The 17,873-nt window shown below is 41.1% G+C and carries 18 protein-coding genes; 13 read left to right on the forward strand and 5 right to left on the reverse strand.

Going from position 1 to position 17,873, the window contains the following annotated elements:
• Nucleotides 1–30: 30 nt before the first annotated feature.
• Nucleotides 31–1,032, forward strand: coding sequence for a hypothetical protein (locus ABJG98_RS06675; RefSeq protein ID WP_348278714.1), 1,002 nt, complete (start codon nucleotides 31–33; stop codon nucleotides 1,030–1,032).
• A gap of 152 nt (nucleotides 1,033–1,184) precedes the next feature.
• On the opposite strand, the gene ABJG98_RS06680 is transcribed toward ABJG98_RS06675, so the two are convergent.
• Nucleotides 1,185–2,228, reverse strand: a complete 1,044-nt coding sequence (locus tag ABJG98_RS06680) for an SO2930 family diheme c-type cytochrome (protein ID WP_348278715.1) — start codon at nucleotides 2,226–2,228, stop codon at nucleotides 1,185–1,187.
• Nucleotides 2,225–3,445 (reverse strand): parallel beta-helix domain-containing protein, encoded by a 1,221-nt coding sequence (locus ABJG98_RS06685; RefSeq protein ID WP_348278716.1) that lies wholly within the window; start codon nucleotides 3,443–3,445, stop codon nucleotides 2,225–2,227. The genes ABJG98_RS06680 and ABJG98_RS06685 overlap by 4 nt, the downstream gene beginning before the upstream one ends.
• Between ABJG98_RS06685 and ABJG98_RS06690 the strand changes: the two genes are divergently transcribed.
• The 11 genes from ABJG98_RS06690 (at nucleotide 3,378) to arsM (ending at nucleotide 13,287) form a co-directional block, all read left to right on the forward strand.
• Nucleotides 3,378–3,980, forward strand: coding sequence for a YIP1 family protein (locus ABJG98_RS06690; RefSeq protein ID WP_348278717.1), 603 nt, complete (start codon nucleotides 3,378–3,380; stop codon nucleotides 3,978–3,980). The two genes, ABJG98_RS06685 and ABJG98_RS06690, sit on opposite strands and share 68 nt — an antisense overlap.
• 145 nt (nucleotides 3,981–4,125) lie before the next feature.
• On the forward strand, nucleotides 4,126–4,503 hold the full coding sequence (locus ABJG98_RS06695; protein WP_348278718.1) for a DUF2200 domain-containing protein: 378 nt from the start codon (nucleotides 4,126–4,128) through the stop codon (nucleotides 4,501–4,503).
• A gap of 244 nt (nucleotides 4,504–4,747) precedes the next feature.
• On the forward strand, nucleotides 4,748–5,587 hold the full coding sequence (locus ABJG98_RS06700; protein ID WP_348278719.1) for a methylated-DNA--[protein]-cysteine S-methyltransferase: 840 nt from the start codon (nucleotides 4,748–4,750) through the stop codon (nucleotides 5,585–5,587).
• A 123-nt stretch (nucleotides 5,588–5,710) separates the two neighbouring features.
• Nucleotides 5,711–6,439, forward strand: coding sequence for an alpha/beta fold hydrolase (locus ABJG98_RS06705; RefSeq protein ID WP_348278720.1), 729 nt, complete (start codon nucleotides 5,711–5,713; stop codon nucleotides 6,437–6,439).
• 13 nt (nucleotides 6,440–6,452) lie between these two features.
• The gene (locus tag ABJG98_RS06710; protein ID WP_348278721.1) at nucleotides 6,453–7,151 is read left to right on the forward strand and encodes a 2OG-Fe(II) oxygenase; all 699 of its coding nucleotides are present in this window, start codon (nucleotides 6,453–6,455) and stop codon (nucleotides 7,149–7,151) included.
• Nucleotides 7,138–7,404 carry an Ada metal-binding domain-containing protein gene (locus ABJG98_RS06715; RefSeq protein WP_348278722.1) on the forward strand — a complete coding sequence of 89 codons (267 nt, stop codon included), beginning with the start codon at nucleotides 7,138–7,140 and terminating at the stop codon, nucleotides 7,402–7,404. Before ABJG98_RS06710 ends, ABJG98_RS06715 begins: the two co-directional genes overlap by 14 nt.
• A 1-nt stretch (nucleotide 7,405) precedes the next feature.
• On the forward strand, nucleotides 7,406–8,023 hold the full coding sequence (locus ABJG98_RS06720; RefSeq protein WP_348278723.1) for an alpha-ketoglutarate-dependent dioxygenase AlkB: 618 nt from the start codon (nucleotides 7,406–7,408) through the stop codon (nucleotides 8,021–8,023).
• A gap of 246 nt (nucleotides 8,024–8,269) precedes the next feature.
• On the forward strand, nucleotides 8,270–10,345 hold the full coding sequence (locus ABJG98_RS06725) for a hypothetical protein (RefSeq protein ID WP_348278724.1): 2,076 nt from the start codon (nucleotides 8,270–8,272) through the stop codon (nucleotides 10,343–10,345).
• Nucleotides 10,346–10,571: 226 nt separating this feature from the next.
• The gene (locus ABJG98_RS06730) at nucleotides 10,572–11,612 is read left to right on the forward strand and encodes an adenylate/guanylate cyclase domain-containing protein (protein ID WP_348278725.1); all 1,041 of its coding nucleotides are present in this window, start codon (nucleotides 10,572–10,574) and stop codon (nucleotides 11,610–11,612) included.
• A gap of 194 nt (nucleotides 11,613–11,806) precedes the next feature.
• On the forward strand, nucleotides 11,807–12,379 hold the full coding sequence (locus tag ABJG98_RS06735; RefSeq protein ID WP_348278726.1) for a Crp/Fnr family transcriptional regulator: 573 nt from the start codon (nucleotides 11,807–11,809) through the stop codon (nucleotides 12,377–12,379).
• A 71-nt stretch (nucleotides 12,380–12,450) separates the two neighbouring features.
• Nucleotides 12,451–13,287: an arsenite methyltransferase gene (arsM, locus tag ABJG98_RS06740; RefSeq protein WP_348278727.1), complete on the forward strand. Its 837-nt coding sequence runs from the start codon at nucleotides 12,451–12,453 to the stop codon at nucleotides 13,285–13,287.
• Between the two features lie 112 nt (nucleotides 13,288–13,399).
• Here arsM and ABJG98_RS06745 read toward each other — a convergent pair whose 3' ends face one another.
• On the reverse strand, nucleotides 13,400–13,576 hold the full coding sequence (locus ABJG98_RS06745; RefSeq protein ID WP_348278728.1) for a hypothetical protein: 177 nt from the start codon (nucleotides 13,574–13,576) through the stop codon (nucleotides 13,400–13,402).
• A 218-nt stretch (nucleotides 13,577–13,794) separates the two neighbouring features.
• Here ABJG98_RS06745 and ABJG98_RS06750 point away from each other — a divergent pair, with 218 nt between their 5' ends.
• Complete coding sequence (locus ABJG98_RS06750) at nucleotides 13,795–14,271, forward strand: hypothetical protein (protein WP_348278729.1); 477 nt, start codon at nucleotides 13,795–13,797, stop codon at nucleotides 14,269–14,271.
• Between the two features lie 60 nt (nucleotides 14,272–14,331).
• Here the strand turns inward: ABJG98_RS06750 and ABJG98_RS06755 are convergent, their stop codons facing one another.
• Nucleotides 14,332–14,829: a hypothetical protein gene (locus ABJG98_RS06755; protein WP_348278730.1), complete on the reverse strand. Its 498-nt coding sequence runs from the start codon at nucleotides 14,827–14,829 to the stop codon at nucleotides 14,332–14,334.
• A gap of 103 nt (nucleotides 14,830–14,932) precedes the next feature.
• Nucleotides 14,933–17,743: a PAS domain S-box protein gene (locus ABJG98_RS06760; RefSeq protein ID WP_348278731.1), complete on the reverse strand. Its 2,811-nt coding sequence runs from the start codon at nucleotides 17,741–17,743 to the stop codon at nucleotides 14,933–14,935.
• Nucleotides 17,744–17,873 lie beyond the last annotated feature (130 nt).

Here is a 17,873-nt window from a genome sequence, read left to right on the forward strand (position 1 = left end):
TTACCTACTCTTTAAACAACAATTAAGGAGATGGTACATTTAATCAATTTAAGAAACCTGCTATTCCTCATCCCTGTTGCGATCATACTCGGATGCATATTCGTAGCAAAGTCACCTCTATTTGCTGAAAACCCCCACCAACTTTCGCTGGCAATCACGTTCGACCTGCTGATCAGCACACCTGTGATCTACTTGTTGATTATACGAAAAAGAGACCTCCCGAAAACAACCGTTGTTCCGATCTTCATCCTGGGAATTGTGGTCGCCTCCCTCATTCTACCTGCGGAACACCAGTTTTATCTTTCCCTGGTAAAGACCTGGATTCTCCCCTTTCTTGAGATCGCCATCATTACTTACCTGGTAGTCACTATTCGGAAAGCCTTCAAAAAAATAAAGCAAAGCCAGACGGCCACTCCTGACTTCTTTTCGGCAGCAAGGACCGCAGCAGCGGATATTTTACCCAAAAAAGTAAGTACGGCATTTGCTACAGAGCTCTCCCTCTTCTACTATGGTTTCTTTCACTGGAAAAAGCACAAGCTTAGAGCAGGTGAGTTCACCTATCACCAGACAACAAGCACACGCATGGTATTGGGTGTATTTGTCTTCCTCATTATCATAGAAGCCTTTGCGGTACACTTATTGGTCCGAAACTACAGCACGATAGCGGCCTGGATTCTGACTATTCTCAGCATGTATGCATGTTTTCAGATTTATGGAATCTTGCGTTCACTCAGCAAGCGGCCTGTTGCGATAGAAGATGACAACCTTGTGCTTAAATACGGGGTAATGGCAGAAACGCGCATTCCACTCAACCAAATACAAGCCATCAAAGAACAAACGACTTCTTTAGAAAAGGAAGAGGGCCTTGTTTACCTGTCGCCGTTCAAAGACATGGAAGGCCACAACGTGCTAATCGAGGTGAATGAACCCATGAAGCTAACCGGATTCTACGGATTCAAAAAAGAGTTCACCAGCATCGCCATCTATGTAGACGCGCCAAAACAATTCGTTGCTGAATTAAAAGTAGGTTGATCTATCAAACCGATGAATATTTATCCGTGGATATCCTATCGATGCGCAGCATCACACTGTCAAAATCACGTGTAGGGATTGCGGGCAAACTGGATTGATTTTTGGCAAAGACTTTTTGTTTCGTTTTTGGTCTTTCAAAAATGAAAGAAAATTTATTCCATCTCCAACACCCAGTCCCTAATCAGCTGAATACCCTCTTGATGAGTCAAACTCCTCCCCAACTCCGGCATCATCTCACCGGGCTCCAGTGAAGTGATGCGGTGCACCAAAATGGATTGGTCCGGACTGCCGGGCACGATGCTATACTTAAGACCGCCAGACCCTTTGCCTGCTGCTATGGGGGGTTTGTTTACTCCCAGACGATACGGATCGGTTTGCGATGCCAACAGGTACAATCCGGAGTTCTTTGCCGGGCCTTCCCTCCTGTGACAATGCGCACAGTTGACCTCCAACCATGCGCGTGCGCGCAGGTCAAGTGACTCTGAGGTGTCTTCGTAATCCACAAGTGTCGGAAACGCTGCATTCGCATCGGCTTTGAGCCAGCCCTTGCTGATCCATTCACTGAGCTGACCCTCCCGATTCAGCTGGCGAGCAGAAGGGCCAATGGGCATCAGCTCCCCTCCCAGATCGTGGCAGCTCTTGCACTGAGGTTGTGAGGGAATGTGGTACTTGATTCGCTGCAGTGTGGCATTCTTATCTTTCCATTCCACGGGCACTTTCTTTCCGAGCAGCACTCGTTTAGCCCCTGTCTGTTCCTCGTTCCATTGATAGACAATCGCCTTCCACCCTTTTGCCTCATGGATCAGCAATCGCGTTTCCATGATGCGTCGTTCTCCCTCCGGCTGATTAAAATCCAGTGGATAAAAGAAGTTTTTAATCAATATGGTTTGCTTGGGGAAGTTCAATACTTCCGTATCATGATACTCAATTTTACCTTGAGCCGGCAGCTGTATGAAACGAGCTTTGAATGCATAGTCCGAGAAGAGTGCTGCGTTGATTTCGTAGGGAAACATCCGATCACCTTTAGGTATGAGTTCCTTCATCGGTTCCTTAAAAAAATTCCATTCGCTCAGCTGCTTTGGATAGTCCGAGGCTTCCTTTACCCCCAGACTCACTTGCTGGATGACAGGTTGCTTCTTCTCCGGCTGTGCGCATGCAATGAGCGTTGCGATCCATATGAAAGCAATCGTTCTCATTGAAAAATGGGATCGATGGTTCCGAAATCACAAGCATAGGCACTCCAATCGGTAGACCTGTTTTCAAAGTCGTTTTCCGCATCTATGTTGGCAAAGTTGAACTCTCCGTTGTTGCTCAGGCACAGCACAAAGTCTTTGTCTGGAGGAAGTATCCCATCCATGGCGAAATCAGGAAGGCTGAAGGTGAAGTACGTCAAAAAGAGTAGCCCAAAATCATTTTTGAGGGTTGGGAGCACGTGTTTGTTTTTAAATTCATTGTGATGAAAGTAGACCTGATTGGGATACGGATCATAGTCTTCGTTAATCGTTTGATTGACCTCTTCCAATTGTGACCCTTCTTCCGCACCCAGTGCCTCTACCAGCACGTAGCTGGCAAGCGCGGTTCCTATGGTCCTGTTGTGGTGGATGCGGTTATTGAACACCTCGATGTTCCGGGTGGCCATCATCATGATGCCCGTGCCGGGAGGTACGACCGCCACCACGTTGCCTTCCGGCGCGAAGTTGTCGTGATTGTTGGAGATCACATCGTTATCATACACGCGTGTGGTATGCCCGCTTTGCGTAAGACCCGGCATGTCGAAGATGAGGATGCCTCCGGTGTTGTCGTGCGCGTTGTTGCCATAGATCTCCACCCATCGGCTGTTCTCACTTTCGATGCCCGCCACGTTGTGGTAGACCTCATTGTTGCGGATGATCACACGGTCCGACTGCCCCACATAAATACCTGCATCCGACGAGCCGATGGCCAGACAGTTCTCCACGATCACGCGTTTGCACAGTACCGGATAGAATGCATAAGCACCGTTCTCTTCGCTGGGCTCACCACTCCATTTTGAGGTGACCCGGGCAAAGCGAACACCATCCGTATCCGTCACCTTAATGTTATCGCCGGGTGCGTCCTGAATGGTGAAGTCCCGGAAGGTGAGGTTGGTACAGTTAGCTGCGCGTATGCCCTCCGCTCCGCTCTCCTGCATCTCAAAAGACAAGATGGTTTCATCCATGCCTTGCCCTTGAAACACCAGGTTGGATATGCCATCCAGGATGAGCGGGTTGGTAAACATGTAATAGCCTGCAGGAATATTGATGGTATCTCCGTCTTGCGCCTGGATCAGGAGCGTTTGCAGATCGTCTTCGATGGACTGCCAGTAGATGGTCTCTTCCCGTTGCGGACCGCATGCAAAAGCAAGCACGAGGAGTAAAATTGGTGCGTATTTCATAGCTGATAATGTCTATATCAAAGATAAGGGATTTGCCAATATTGCGCTAAAAGATGAACAGCCACTATTTGCTTGGCCAATTGTAATATTGGGCTTAAGTCTCAGCTTGGACATGGCTCCTGATATAAGTGCCTTAATCGATGTAGGATTCGTCTGGTGGAGCTTGTTAATTGCACTACCAATTGGAATTGGGGCTGCATTCTTGATTCTTGGCTTAATTATGCCGGGTCTTGTCAGGCTGTTTGGTCGTATGTGGGCTGGCCAGGCAACAATGCGTCAGATGGTTAACGTTTACTCAATTTCGTCTGCTCCTTTTTGCATTACGATCATTTACCAACTTTTCCAATTCTTTTTTTTAGAAGATCCATCGCTAGAAAATGTAAATCAAGGATTGAGCTATATTATATGGTTATGGGGATTCGGATTATTGATAATTGGAGTTTCTAAGGTTCAGAAGTTCAGCTACGGAATGGCATTGCTTAACATCATGCTTAGCTATTTACCAATTCTAGTGCTTGGACTGATCAGGAACTAACAACAGACCCGCGCTGGGGCAAGTTTGCAACTTGTGCCTATACATAAATGAAGATACCGGATCAAGTCCGGTAGGACACCTCCAGCTAGTAAAGTATTATTTTTATATTGAGGTTTATATAATTGCTAGCGATAATCAAGTAAAAATGAAAGTTACGGCCGAAAAAAACGAAAAGGTTGCCAATATGATATTTGCATCCATTTATCCACTTTACCTGGATAGATTGGAGAAAAATGGTAGAACAAAAGAAGAACTCAACCAAGTAATCAATTGGTTCACTGGTTTTGATCAAGATTCTTTACAAGCACTTATTGATGAGAAAGCTACTTTTAGAACATTTTTTCAAAAAGCTAAAATAAATCCAAACGCTCACTTGATTAAAGGAGTCGTTTGTGGTTATCGAATCGAAGAAATAGAGGATGAATTTGAATTGTATAAACAATGCCGACGTATGGAAAAGCTGATTGATGAATTGGCAAAAGGTCGTAAAATGGAGAAAATTTTGCGTGAAGAAAATAAGTAGAAACTCCCCCGCTGGCGCAAGTTTGTAAGTTGTGCCTTTACTTAAGGATCAAGCCCGGCATGACACTTCCAACTACTCTACTGAGTTATTTAAAACCGTACAAAACAGATACTTTAGTAGCTATTGAAAAATCCAGATACGTACCATATTTGGATCGTTATAAGCTATGCAACTCCGCAAGAATCGGGTATTTTTAGCCTGAGTACCGTTGTAGTTTTACATCAAGAGACACCGCAATAACAAGATGAAAACACAAAACAACGTCAATTTTCAACGAATAGAAGAGGCAATAGGATACCTCCGAAACAACTTCAGGCAACAGCCCAATCTGGATGAGGTAGCTGAACATGTACATCTGAGTCCGTATCATTTCCAGCGAATGTTTACTGATTGGGCGGGTGTGAGTCCGAAAAAATTTCTGCAGTACATCAGTACAGCTTATGCGAAGAAGCTGTTGAAAGAAGAGCAGGCCACTTTGTCTGAAGTTGCGTACGAAACAGGACTTTCAGGGACCAGTCGATTACATGATCTCTTCATGAACATTGAAGGAATGACGCCAGCAGAGTATAAAAATGGAGGCAAGAGCCTGGTCATCAACTACAGCTTCGCTGACAGTCCTTTTGGAGAGATCATGGTGGCATCTACTAAAAAGGGGATCTGTCATTTGGCCTTCTCAGTCGACGAGGAGCGATCTCTTAATGGATTAAGAAATCAATTTCCAAATGCCCAATTCAATCAGCATTTAGATATGATCCAGCAGAATGCACTGTTCCTCTTCACACATGACTGGAGTAAACTGAACGAAATAAAACTGCACCTAAAAGGCACGGACTTTCAATTAAAAGTCTGGGAGACATTAATCAAAATCCCCTCAGGTGGACTCTCAACTTATGGACAGATTGCCAGGCAAATCAGCAATCCCAAAGCATCGCGAGCAGTCGGGTCTGCCGTGGGTGACAATCCAGTAGCTTATCTTATTCCTTGCCATAGAGTGATTCAGTCTACTGGGCAAATTGGTGAATACCATTGGGGTAGCAATCGGAAAACCGCAATGATTGGCTGGGAAGCCGTACAAACGAACTAACAATCATTTATAACTTGACAATTTTCAAGGATGTGAACAATCCCTAAACAGGTAAGGTACGTCCTCACGACAATCTCAATTTTTTTCTTAACACAATCATCTCAAAAAAAAGCAAACAATCCTATGCAAAGCAAAACATTCATTTTGATTCACGGCTCTTGGCATAGTGCCTGGAACTGGCATAAAGTTACTCCACTACTAGAAGCGCAAGGACATACGGTTCATGCCATTGACCTACCGGGAATGGGGAGAGATAAGACTCCTATTCAGGAGGTCACATTCGAAAAAACGGTACAAGGAATTTGCGAGCTCATTGACCGTATAGAAGGGGAAGTTATTCTGGTGGGGCATAGCAAAAATGGCATCATGATCTCACAAGCGGCTGAATACCGACCGGGGAAGATTGAGAAGCTCATATACCTGGCTGCCTATCTCATTCCTAGCGGAAAGACACAAAAAGATTATTCTGCTCAAGACTCTGAGGGTTGGCTTAAAGGGTACGTTGACGTTCATGTGAAATCCAAGTCTCACACACTCCAACCTGAAATTTTTAAGGAAGGACTATATCATGATTGCCAGGAGGATATAATAGAAATGGCGAAGGTTATCCTGAATCACGAACCAATTGAATCTGGCATGGCCAAGCTTCATCTGACCAATGAAAATTTTGGGAGAGTCCCCAGGTACTACATTGAATGCACAGAAGATAGAGCAGTCACTCCATTTATTCAGCAGAAAATGTATGAGGAAACACCTTGCGAAGAAGTCTACATGATGGCAGCCAGTCACTCTCCATTTTTTAGTAAATCCGCTGAGCTAGTCGACATTTTTCTTGAAATAGCAAACCGTTAATCTTCTTTCTACTATGAAAATAGAATCTTTACCATGGGAACTGATTCGTGATGAACTGAATGAAAAGGGTTTCGCTACTATTCCCGGATTGTTAGATGTTACGGCATGTGATCAATTGATTGCGAGCTATGCGAAGAAAAATCTTTACCGAAAAACAGTCGTGATGGAGCGTCATCGATTTGGATTTGGTGAATATAAGTATTTCAATTACCCCCTACCCACAATCATCCAGGAACTACGTACAAAGCTGTATCCTAATCTGGTGAGCATCGCCAATCAGTGGATGAGGGTATTTAATATTGACAGGCAATACCCTTATGATCATGAAACGTTTCTTTCATCCTGCCATAAGCATGGACAGCAAAAGCCCACTCCCCTGATTTTGAAATATGGAAGCGGCGGATACAACACCTTACATCAAGATCTATATGGGTCGGAGTACTTCCCGCTCCAATTGGTAGTCTTTCTTTCCCAACAAGGAACAGACTATGAAGGAGGGGAATTTGTGATCACCGAGCAGGTGCCCCGATCGCAATCAAAAGCCACTGTGATCAACCTGCAAAAAGGGGATGCACTTTTATTCGCTACCTCCTATCGGCCGGTCAAAGGGACACGGGGTTATTACCGTGCAAATCTCCGCCATGGAGTGAGCGAAGTATCTTCAGGAAATAGATACGCAATGGGAATTATCTTTCACGATGCAACAAGTTAATGTGATAGCTCAAAGCTCCCTATCTGACCGATCCCTCTTTCGGTTAATCCGATCCGGCAAAATTAAATTTGGAGGTAACCGGAAGTTGAAAATCTATGGTAACTTAAATTGCAAGTCTGGCAAACGAATGACAAAACAAAACAGAGTGCTCTTTGCTACCGAAAAAGCGGCGATTGCTTCTGGTTATCGACCATGTGGTCACTGCATGCGCTTGCAATATGCTGCATGGAAAGCTTCGTTTAATAAAGTATAATATGGAATTGTTTGAGCGAGAAATAGATTCGAATAAGAACTGGCTTCCGTACGATGGCGAGGTTAATTACCATGGCAAAATATACGATTCGTCTGAAGCTGATAGGTTACTTCATATTCTGCTTAGCACCATCGAATGGCAACCAGATCAAGCTGTGATTTTTGGGAAGATCATCGAAACAAAAAGGAATGTAGCCTGGTATGCAGAAAGACCATTCCCTTATCGTTACTCCGGCACTACTAAAGTAGCACTCCCTTGGACAGAAGAACTTCAAACCATTAAGGAGTTGGCAGAAAACCATTCAGGAGAACGATATAATTCATGCCTGCTAAATATGTACCATACAGGCAGTGAAGGCATGGCCTGGCATAGTGATGGAGAATCGGAATTGAGGAAAAACGGAGCAATTGCTTCACTTAGTTTTGGTGCTGAACGTAAGTTTTCTTTCAAACATAAACGGACAAAAGAGCGTCTAGACCTAAAACTTGAAAACGGAAGTCTTATGATAATGAAAGGTAGCACACAAAGCAACTGGTTTCACCGCTTACCTCCCACAAAAAAAGTTAATCAACCAAGAGTAAATCTTACATTTCGGCAAATGAGACAAATGAAAGAGTAAAATACGCTGATAACAAACTCTATCATCGATAAGCTAACTGAGCTACTACCGCCGGGCGCGTTTGCTACGCACGCCAAATTCATTCCAACAACCGCATCCCCCTAGCCACTCATTTATCATCCAATTGGAGATTAAAACTGCATTGGACGATAAAAAAAGGTTGAGGTATGTGCAAAGCATTTTTTCTATATTGCGTTTTAATATAGTTGTTCTATGCCATTACTCCTTCTATAAAACTATTCTCATATGAAAAAAATATTCTCCATATCAATTCTTGCAATTTGCATTTCCTGCTCTGAGGAAAATCTTAAACTTAACAAAAACCCAGAAATTTCACCAAATGCTCCAGCGTCCGCTACAATCAGTGATATCGACGCAGGATATAATTCCGCGTTGAACATTGGGCAACTGATGACAAACACAAGTATGACTGCAACAGACGCAATAAAATATGCAATTGCCTCTGATAGCTCTATTTTTTTTCCTAATGGAGAATATATTATTGATGAAAGAATTAGTTTTTCGTCCGCCAATTCTCATTACCTAGGGGAATCGAAATCTGGAGTGATATTAAAATATAATATTCCTAAAGACAATTCCATGTGGGATAACTATCTTGGAGTGATAACTGCCCACAACGTCAAATTTGAAAACATTACATTTTCAGGGAATAACTTAGATGTAAATGTTGCCCTATTGGAGGTAGGCAACCCCGACGTGACATTAACCTATAAAACCTCCAATACTCAATTCGATAATTGTGTAATAAAAGATATTAAAGGCACAGACACAGAAAGTACTGGAAGTATTCCAGGTTCTGAGAACATCTATGGTGTTCGTGTTTGGCTTACAAAAGCAAGAAATTTTTCCTTCAACAATGTCACCTTTGAAAACATTAGTGCCTATGGAGATGATGAACCTGTTAAAGCAGGATTTGCAGGTGGAGTCCTCTTATGGTCAAATCTACCTGGTGAAAATATTGGCGAATCAATAAATGGTAGTATCATAGATTGTCATTTCAAGAACATTTTTACCGAGAATAATAATGGGGATATAAATCTTTCTGATGCGGACGGAATTAGATTATTTGCAGACGGTTCAGATAACACATCAATAATTGTCCCATTTAACTTAACCATTAAAGATAATGTATTTGAAGGGGTTGAGAAGTCTGCGGTTAAGATAGCAGCTGGCAAAGGAATTGTTATTGAAAATACAACCGTTAGGAGTACTGAACCTGCAGGTATCGCAGACATGATGGCTGCTATCAGAGTTCAACCTGCAATTGATGTTACAATTGATAATACTACCGTCGAAGGTCACTTCAAATATATTATGAACCTAGTAGGTCAAAATATAGAAGTTGATGGTATTCAAAAAGGCATCAATGATTATACGGTGGACGATGGTTTTGCTGGTGGCAGTTCAATAATACAGATTCAACAACTTTGTAATATTCAAAATGATAGTATTTCAATCAGGAATATTGAAGATGGGAATCAAATTAGAAAAGTATTGAAGCTATCTCCCAATAATTCATGTCAGCAGACTAATCTTAATATTTCACTAGAAAATGTGAATCTTAATCTCAATATGACTTACAATTCTGAAAATCTTGGTGGTGGAGATGGCCGAATTTCAATCAAAAACGTTGATGGATTAATAATCGATAATGTTAAGATTTTAGATTGGGGCACTAATACAATTTGTGTCTCTCTAACTGACTCGAAGAACATTACCATTTTAAATTCTAACTTCTATGCAAGAGAGGTCGGACTTGAGACTCGTTACACAACAGATTCTGACATTTTCGACAATGTAACTATCGATGGAACCACTTTTAAGCGATCAAATTATACCGCATCTACTTTAGGTTTTGCATACCTGAGACCTCTAAAAATTGGAGCAGTCGAATGGGGGAAAATTGGAAAGGTAAGTATTACCAATTCAAAGTTTTATTCACATGGATTTGACACCAAATCCAATCAGGAACCTGTTTTAATTGGTGCTGATGAAGTTGAGTTGGATAGTGTTGACGTCTATTTCACTCCAGATCCAAATGATTTCTTGCCTAATTCAGGTGTTCAAATCAGGAATGCCTCCAAAATATCTATCCAAAATGTAGAACTTCATGCAGATCCTCATTTTAGCAGTCTCTGGACAGTTTTAGCAGTTGGGTCGTCCGATTCAGATTCTTCCATCGACATTCTAGACATAGCATCAGATAATAATGACGGAATATGGTTATTGTCTTGCACAGATATTGACGTTGATGAAACGAGCATATTTTGTGACAATGGAGTGAAACTAAAAGAAAACTAAAAACAGCAAGAACAAATGCTAAAATGAACCCCCGCTGGTGCAAGTTTGCAACTTGTGCCTACCTAACTGAAGATACCGGATCAGGTCCGGTATGACACCCCAAACATTGGTTTGCAACTTATATTTCTATAACATCCCAAATTTTTAACTTGCTTTAATATAAATGTGTGTGATTAATACAGATTCACAGCTAAATGGCATTTATAAGTAACACAGCAAAGTAAAAATGACCGTTAAAAACAAGCGCAGATGGCTTATCATTCTGCAATACTGTATCGGCTGGACCATAGCGTTTCTGTTCCTCAGTATTGTGAGAGGAGAAGGCACCATTGAGCAAGGTTCCGTTCAGTTTGAATTTTGGGATTCGGTAATCACTTCTATGGTCATGGGGCCTTTTTTTGGCAGCATCTCAGGAGCCGCCCTTATCCTGACCGAAGAATATGGATACAAGCATGTCTCCTTTCCAAAGCTACTTGTGCTACGAGTCGTTTACTGTATCTTATTTGTGACACTGATGGTGCTCGTAGCCTATTGGGTTTATGGTGAAAATTTGACACTGATTGAATTTGCCTTCGAACCCGGAAGCTTTGCTATTTATTTCTACATCGTAACTGTGGATATTTTCATGTTTGGACTCAGACAAGTCAGCCTACATTTTGGAAGCAATAATCTTTCAAAACTAATGTTTGGCAAGTTTTACAATCCGAGAGAAGAAGAACGGATATTCATGTTTCTGGATCTGCAATCTTCAACTACACATGCTGAAAGATTGGGTCACATCAAATACAGTAAAATGATTCAGGATTGCTTCAATGACCTTGGGGTAGTCGTAGAAAATGAGTCGGAAATTTATCAATATGTAGGCGACGAAGTGGTCCTGACATGGAAGCTTCAGGATGGTCTGAGGAACCAAAATTGCTTGAAGGCTTATTTTAATTTCAAAGGGCAGCTGGACAAAAGATCTCAGCATTACCTGGATCAATACAATTGTCAGCCTCATTTTAAGGCAGGCATTAACCATGGTCTTGTCACAGTTGCAGAAATAGGTAAATACAAAAAAGAGATTGCTTATCACGGAGACGCAATAAATACTGCAGCCAGAATACAGGCAAAGTGCAATGAATTTAAGCAGGCTTTATTAATATCAGAAAGCCTGAAGGAAAAACTGAATCTATCGGGTTTTTCATGTGAAGAGCTGGGTAGCATCCCATTGAAAGGGAAAAAAGAGAAGGTGCTTATCTATTCTGTTCATCAATTGAACGCTTAGCAATTCTTCGTTGCATTTACTTATCACTTATCCACCGCTGGCACAAGTTTATAACTTTGTGCCTTTGCATAAATGAAGCTATCGGATCAGGTCCGGCATTCAAGCTGCATTGGACAATAAAACAAGGCTGAATGTGTGCACAAAGCATTTTCTATATTGCGCATATGTAATTATCATCAGCAAGCTGCAAATTCATGGAAGCATTCAATAAATATTTACAGCAATTCCCTCATTATACACCCAATGTTTACAAAAATGCCTATCCATTTCTTTCTAAAAAGGTGTTAGGGCCTGGTGACTATTTGTTGCATCTGGGTAAAATTTGCAAAAACATTGCATTTATTGAAAGTGGCTTATTAAGGCAGTACTACCTCAATGATGGCAAAGAAATTATCAATTGTTTTTGTAGGGAAAACTCTCTCACCACTTCATACAAGAGTTTGATAATTCAACAAAAAAGTGATATTGCAATTCAGGCAGTTGAGGAATCGGAATTGATTATCCTTTCCTATGATTCTCTTCAAAAGTTATTCAACCAAGACCCGTTTTGGCAACAAGTTGGCAGGTTGGCAGCAGAAAATGAGTTTGTTACTTCTGAATCACATAATCGATTTCTTAGAGACTTATCAGCAACCGACAGGTACCTACATATAATGAAAAATGATAAAGAGCTTCTGCAAAGAGTTCCCTTGACCGATTTAGCATCCTACTTACAAATTGCTCCAGAAACTTTAAGTAGAATTAGAAACAAAATAACACGAACTTGACCTAGATCAATTGATAGGACCTATCATAAACTGAAATTTGGATCATCTATTAAATCTAAAAAAAGATAAAGATGAATACAGAATCAGTAAAGCAATCAGTTGTAGATAGCTATGGAAAACTTGCTAAATCTACCCAAAGTGGACTATTCTCAAAATTATTTGCATGTTGCGACTTATCGGATAATGCCAATCAAGTAGGTGAAACAATAGGCTATTCGAAGGAAGAATTGAGTGCCGTACCGGAAGGCTCAAATCTAGGTGTTGGATGCGGAAATCCATCAGCATTAGCCAAAATCAAAAAAGGCCAAACAGTACTGGATTTAGGATCAGGAGCAGGTTTTGACGCCTTTTTAGCATCCCCACTTGTAGGAGATCATGGAAAAGTAATTGGTGTGGATTTATCGGAGGATATGCTTTCCCTGGCAACAAGGAATGCTAAAAAAGGGAAATATGCGAATGTGGAATTTATAAATGGAGATATTGAAGACTTACCGATTGATGACGCTACTGTTGATCACATCATTTCAAATTGTGTCATCAACCTTTCCTTAAACAAGGGAGATGTTTATAAAGAAGCATTTAGAGTCTTAAAAAAAGGAGGCAAATTGTCGATCAGTGATATTGTTTTGGAAAAGGAGCTTCCTGAAGTGATAAAAAATTCACTGGCAGGTCATATCGCTTGTGTGTCAGGTGCAGAGAAGTTGGAGACTTATCTTCAATATGTCGAACAAGCCGGATTTAAAGACATTAGGATTGATGCGAAAGCAAACTTCCCACTTGAATTGATGCTGACCGACCCTCAGGTAATGAAAATAGCAAAAGAAATGAATTTCAATCTGAATAGTGAAGAAGCTAAAGATATAGCTTCAAGAGTAAGTAGTATTTCAATTAGTGCCAACAAGTACTGAAAAAGAAGTGGAAAGCAGCTGATATTTGTGAAACCACAGAAAGCCAAAAAAACCCGGCAAACGCAGGGTCTTTATGCTTAACTAGATTTAACTAACTACTTAATAATAATTTCTACTTACAAGTTTCTTCAAAGGCCACTTCCTCCACTTTCCATGTATCATTGAGGTAATCATGGCTGGAGTCATACTGTGAAATATCGCTGAATGATTTTTCGATTTGTAGCACCTGATCGTAGTAATGATCAGTTAAAATCTGAGCCTCTTGTGATTGTTGAATTGCCGTTTCCATGATTCTGTCGTTTAATTGTGTGAGATGTTTCTTTGAATGATGGGATAAAGTTAGAGAGGGGTAACAGGTGAATTATACGTAAAATACGTATTGTGAAAAATGCGTAAATCTACACGGCATGATACATCCCTCCCCTCCACCGACAGTAGTTTGCAACTACACTTCCTATTCCCAAAAAGCGTATTATATCTATACCTACATTTGCTTAAAATTCAGCAATGGAAAAAGAGCACATAGAGATCATACCTGGAGTGGGGCTAGGCAAACTAAAGTTTGGGATGAGTCGAGAAGACGTGAAGGCGATCTTGGGAGATCCCGACCATCAGGATATCACGCACTATGGAGAAGATGCCGCTGACAAAAGTGATGCGTGGGAATATCATCCGCTACGACTGGACTTGAGTTTTGAAGAAGCAGAGGACTGGAGACTTGTAATCATTTCTGTTTCGTCCGAAGATTATCACCTGAAAGGCTCATCACTGATGGGATTGGATACAGATGAATTGATGGAAGAACTCGACATGCTGGGGGTGAAAGATTTGGAAATTGAAGATTTATCTTCAGAAGATCATCCGGACCAAAAACTGATCTCCTCAGAAGAGCTGGCACTAAACTTTTGGTTGCATCAGGATATACTCGAAGAAATCCAATGGGGACCACAGTTTATTGATGATGAAACCATTCAGTGGCCTTAAAGTCATTGTTCTAAATTAAGCCACTATTGAAATGGGGTGTTCTAACTCCGAATTGGCGTCCTAAGCTGCCTCCCTACCTGAATTGGCAATTACGATCTTAAGTTGGCTATTTATATACTTAGCTCTGTTCCTCACTCTTAAGATTTTGGATTGCTGAAACTCTCCCGCCTGCCACTCATTTTGAATCAAATTAAGGTCATTTAATAGTGCATAGTCTCCTACCATCTCAATGGTTGGTTTTAGCATGTGTTTCAACCTTTTAAAGGCTTCCAGATTTCTAGCAAAGTAAAGATCCGGAAGTTGATTCTCGAGGTTTTCCATGTTTATAGAAATGTATCTGGCAAATTCAGCAATGAATTCTGTGTCTCCTTCCATAAATTCCTCAAGCTGAGCTCGCATGTTCGATGCATTCCTTTCTTCGATGTACCAAGTGTCGTTGATATAATCCAAGCTCGTATCGTACTGTGAAATATCAAAGCATGATGTTTCCGTGCTTAGTGCCTGATCATAATAATCAGAAACCTGAGTGTCTTTCGATTTTTGATCGCCTGTTTTCATTTTTTGTAACGTTTATTCCCGGCATAATTGTCTTTGGATCATACGGCTACTCCCCTGCTTTTCCGGTAATCCAATTTGTCTTTTCTATGTGAACTCTCATGCTTTAGGCGACTTGATTGAGCAGGGAAGACTGCTCGTCAAGAATCACATTGAGTTCTTCTTCTATTTGGTCTACTTCTTTTAAAACATTAACTACCTGTAACTCTTGATACTCTTCTGAAGCCCATTCACCTTTCATTGAATAGAGTTTTTCCACCAGTTCATTCTTTGCCAGAATCTCAAGAGTAGGCTTTATCATATGCAATAACTCTCCAAATTCATCCACATTCTGCGATTGAAAATGCTTCGGTAGATCGGTCTTTATTGTATCAAGGTTCCCCAATATGTTCTTGATAAATTCAATCATAAAGTCAGGATCTCCTTCGGTATATTCATTCAATTGCGACCTAATATCTGTCCCTACGGAATCTGATATGGCTACATCTTTTACAGAATCAAAAGCAATCGTTCCGTCGTTTGTTGGGCTTATGGATGCATATTTGGACAAAATCTTCAGGAAATCTTTGGGATTGAATGGCTTTCCGAGATAGTCATCGAACAGGTATCCTGTTCCCTCTTTTCTTAAATCGAGTATGGCGGAGGCGGTCAAAGCCACAATAGGAAGGTTTTTGAAATACTCATCCTCCTTTTCTCTAATAGCAGCTGCAGCAGTTGGCCCATCCATTATTGGCATTCGTATGTCCATCAATACGACATCAAATGCCTTGTCTTCCAAATATTGAAGGGCCTCTTTACCATTATTGGCTATTTTAAAAGACACGCCCCACTTCTCCATGAAGCTTGCAGCTATGAATTGGTTCGCAGCATTGTCTTCTACCAACAATACATTCAGATTGAGACTGGCATTGCTTATGTCTTCTGTTGCAGCGTCGGAATTGTTGATGTCTCCCTGCTCCATCTTCACGGAGAAAAAGAACCTTGAACCAAACCCTTCACTACTTTCCAACTCAAGTCCCGATCCCATCAGTTGCAGTAGTTTCTCACATATAGGCAGTCCCAATCCAGTACCTCCTTTGTCAAGAGTATCTTCACTATTTACTTGTTGGAAGCTTTGGAAAACCACTTCATGCATATGTTTGGGAATGCCGATCCCAGTGTCTTTGATTTCAAACTTGATCTGATTTGTTGATTCGTCAGGCGAAACCTTCAAGTGCACAAACCCTTCTTCCGTAAACTTCAGGGCATTGTTTATGAGGTTGTTTAGTATTTGCGAAAGTCTCACCCTATCTCCGATCACTACTTCCGGCAGGTGTTCATCCCATTTCAGTGAAAGCTCCACATTTTTTCGTTCCGCAGTTGGCTTCCAGGAATTCACCAGATTGCAGCATAGGTCACGGAGGTCAAAATCCTTTTCTTCAATTAAAATATTGCCTGAGTCAATCTTACTGAAGTCCAATACATTGTTAATCAATGACAACAGATTATTACTACTAAACTTCAGAAGTTTAAATTGTTCATTTTCTTTCAAGGACGGATTTTCATCCAGCATAAGATTGGTTGTACCTATTATGGCATTGAGGGGCGTTCTTATTTCATGACTCATGTTGGATAGAAACTCCTCTTTGATCTTGCCTAGCTCTAAGGCTTCTTCCTTAGCTCGCTTCAGTTCACCTTCATGTTCTACGATTTGGGTGACATCATCTGCGTAGACAATAATCCCCCCGATTGATCCGTCAGTCGTATTATTCCATGGCGTTGCCACCCATTTGACCCACTTTTTATTTCCTTCTTCATCAACAATCAGGTCGCTTTCACTGCTGACAGATTCACCATCCAGTACCTTCTTTTTCAGAGCCAACAAAAGTTCTTTTCTTTCAGGGCTTGGCTCAGAATCACCCACACCGATGGTTTGCTCATTCACACTCTTGCCTGACATCCACTTTTCGCTAAATGCCAGGTAGTTCAATTCCTTTCCAAACATCGCAATGGCTGCTGGTGAAGAAAACACCATTGTTCTAAGCAGGGTCTTTTCTGCTAGAATCTGCTCTTCGGTTTCCTTGAGTCTTAACCTGGTGTCTATAAGCTCAGTGATGTCTTTCGCAATAACGTAGGCTCGCTTAGCCGTACCATTCACGTAAGTATAATCTACGCTCTGTCCTAACCAGATGATCTTTCCTTTCTTACTCGCAATTGGAAATTCATAATAGATAGAGGTTTCTCTCTTTTTAATTCTATCCTGATAGTATGCTTTTACTTGCTCTTTTTCAGTTTCTATCACCAGGTCCCAGCAAGTCCTGGACTTCAACTCTTCAAATGTGTAACCAGTCTTACTAATCAAGGAAGTATTGGCGAAAAGGAATCTGCCATGCTCATCCAATTCATAAATCATATCCTGACTGGATTCTATCAGTGTTTCGTAGCTAAGGCTGTTTTTTCTTAAATTGAGAATTTCAATGGTCTGAAAGGCTAGTGCCTTCAGTCCTTCTTTTTGTTTTTTACTCAATCGAATGGATTCAGCATTCATAATGCACAGTGTGCCCAATATATGACCCTCACCTGAAGTCAGCGGAACTGCAGCGAAGTATTTTTTATCACCTTTACTACATGCAGGGAGCTGCTTTAATCTTTGATCTGAAGTGATATCATCAACCTCAATAAATTCACCCTTCTCTAATACAAATTGGCATAATGCCTGAGTCTGTTGCTCTTCCTGTCTTTTTGCATCTGCTCCAGATTTTATCCAAACCCGATTATGATCTACAAACGTGATAAACGCGGTATCAACCTGGCAGAGGTCCTTCGCCATGGTCGATATGTTATCATAAATAGCTTCTGGCTCTGTATCTAGAATTTGATAACCATACAACGCTGAGAGCCTTTGCTTTTCATTTTCAGTAATTTGTGAATCCTTCATGACATGGTTTCAATGTATTGAGTTGGTTTCTTTTGTAAAACTAGAAGACCAAAACCATGTATTTATGCGTGAATAACGTAATGAAAAAAATACGTAAAATCCCTTCACTATGCCTTTAATAGAACAAATC

This window comes from Ekhidna sp., assembly GCF_039960695.1.
Classification (GTDB): Bacteria; Bacteroidota; Bacteroidia; order Cytophagales; family Cyclobacteriaceae; genus Ekhidna.

Excerpts from the sequence above, each read along its gene's own strand:
- ABJG98_RS06675 (WP_348278714.1), top strand. The coding sequence starts at position 31 with ATGGTACATTTAATCAATTTAAGAAACCTGCTATTCCTCATCCCTGTT.
- ABJG98_RS06680 (WP_348278715.1), bottom strand. The coding sequence starts at position 2,228 with ATGAGAACGATTGCTTTCATATGGATCGCAACGCTCATTGCATGCGCA.
- ABJG98_RS06690 (WP_348278717.1), top strand. The coding sequence starts at position 3,378 with ATGGTCTCTTCCCGTTGCGGACCGCATGCAAAAGCAAGCACGAGGAGT.
- ABJG98_RS06685 (WP_348278716.1), bottom strand. The coding sequence starts at position 3,445 with ATGAAATACGCACCAATTTTACTCCTCGTGCTTGCTTTTGCATGCGGT.
- ABJG98_RS06695 (WP_348278718.1), top strand. The coding sequence starts at position 4,126 with ATGAAAGTTACGGCCGAAAAAAACGAAAAGGTTGCCAATATGATATTT.
- ABJG98_RS06700 (WP_348278719.1), top strand. The coding sequence starts at position 4,748 with ATGAAAACACAAAACAACGTCAATTTTCAACGAATAGAAGAGGCAATA.
- ABJG98_RS06705 (WP_348278720.1), top strand. The coding sequence starts at position 5,711 with ATGCAAAGCAAAACATTCATTTTGATTCACGGCTCTTGGCATAGTGCC.
- ABJG98_RS06710 (WP_348278721.1), top strand. The coding sequence starts at position 6,453 with ATGAAAATAGAATCTTTACCATGGGAACTGATTCGTGATGAACTGAAT.
- ABJG98_RS06715 (WP_348278722.1), top strand. The coding sequence starts at position 7,138 with ATGCAACAAGTTAATGTGATAGCTCAAAGCTCCCTATCTGACCGATCC.
- ABJG98_RS06720 (WP_348278723.1), top strand. The coding sequence starts at position 7,406 with ATGGAATTGTTTGAGCGAGAAATAGATTCGAATAAGAACTGGCTTCCG.
- ABJG98_RS06725 (WP_348278724.1), top strand. The coding sequence starts at position 8,270 with ATGAAAAAAATATTCTCCATATCAATTCTTGCAATTTGCATTTCCTGC.
- ABJG98_RS06730 (WP_348278725.1), top strand. The coding sequence starts at position 10,572 with ATGACCGTTAAAAACAAGCGCAGATGGCTTATCATTCTGCAATACTGT.
- ABJG98_RS06735 (WP_348278726.1), top strand. The coding sequence starts at position 11,807 with ATGGAAGCATTCAATAAATATTTACAGCAATTCCCTCATTATACACCC.
- arsM (WP_348278727.1), top strand. The coding sequence starts at position 12,451 with ATGAATACAGAATCAGTAAAGCAATCAGTTGTAGATAGCTATGGAAAA.
- ABJG98_RS06745 (WP_348278728.1), bottom strand. The coding sequence starts at position 13,576 with ATGGAAACGGCAATTCAACAATCACAAGAGGCTCAGATTTTAACTGAT.
- ABJG98_RS06750 (WP_348278729.1), top strand. The coding sequence starts at position 13,795 with ATGGAAAAAGAGCACATAGAGATCATACCTGGAGTGGGGCTAGGCAAA.
- ABJG98_RS06755 (WP_348278730.1), bottom strand. The coding sequence starts at position 14,829 with ATGAAAACAGGCGATCAAAAATCGAAAGACACTCAGGTTTCTGATTAT.
- ABJG98_RS06760 (WP_348278731.1), bottom strand. The coding sequence starts at position 17,743 with ATGAAGGATTCACAAATTACTGAAAATGAAAAGCAAAGGCTCTCAGCG.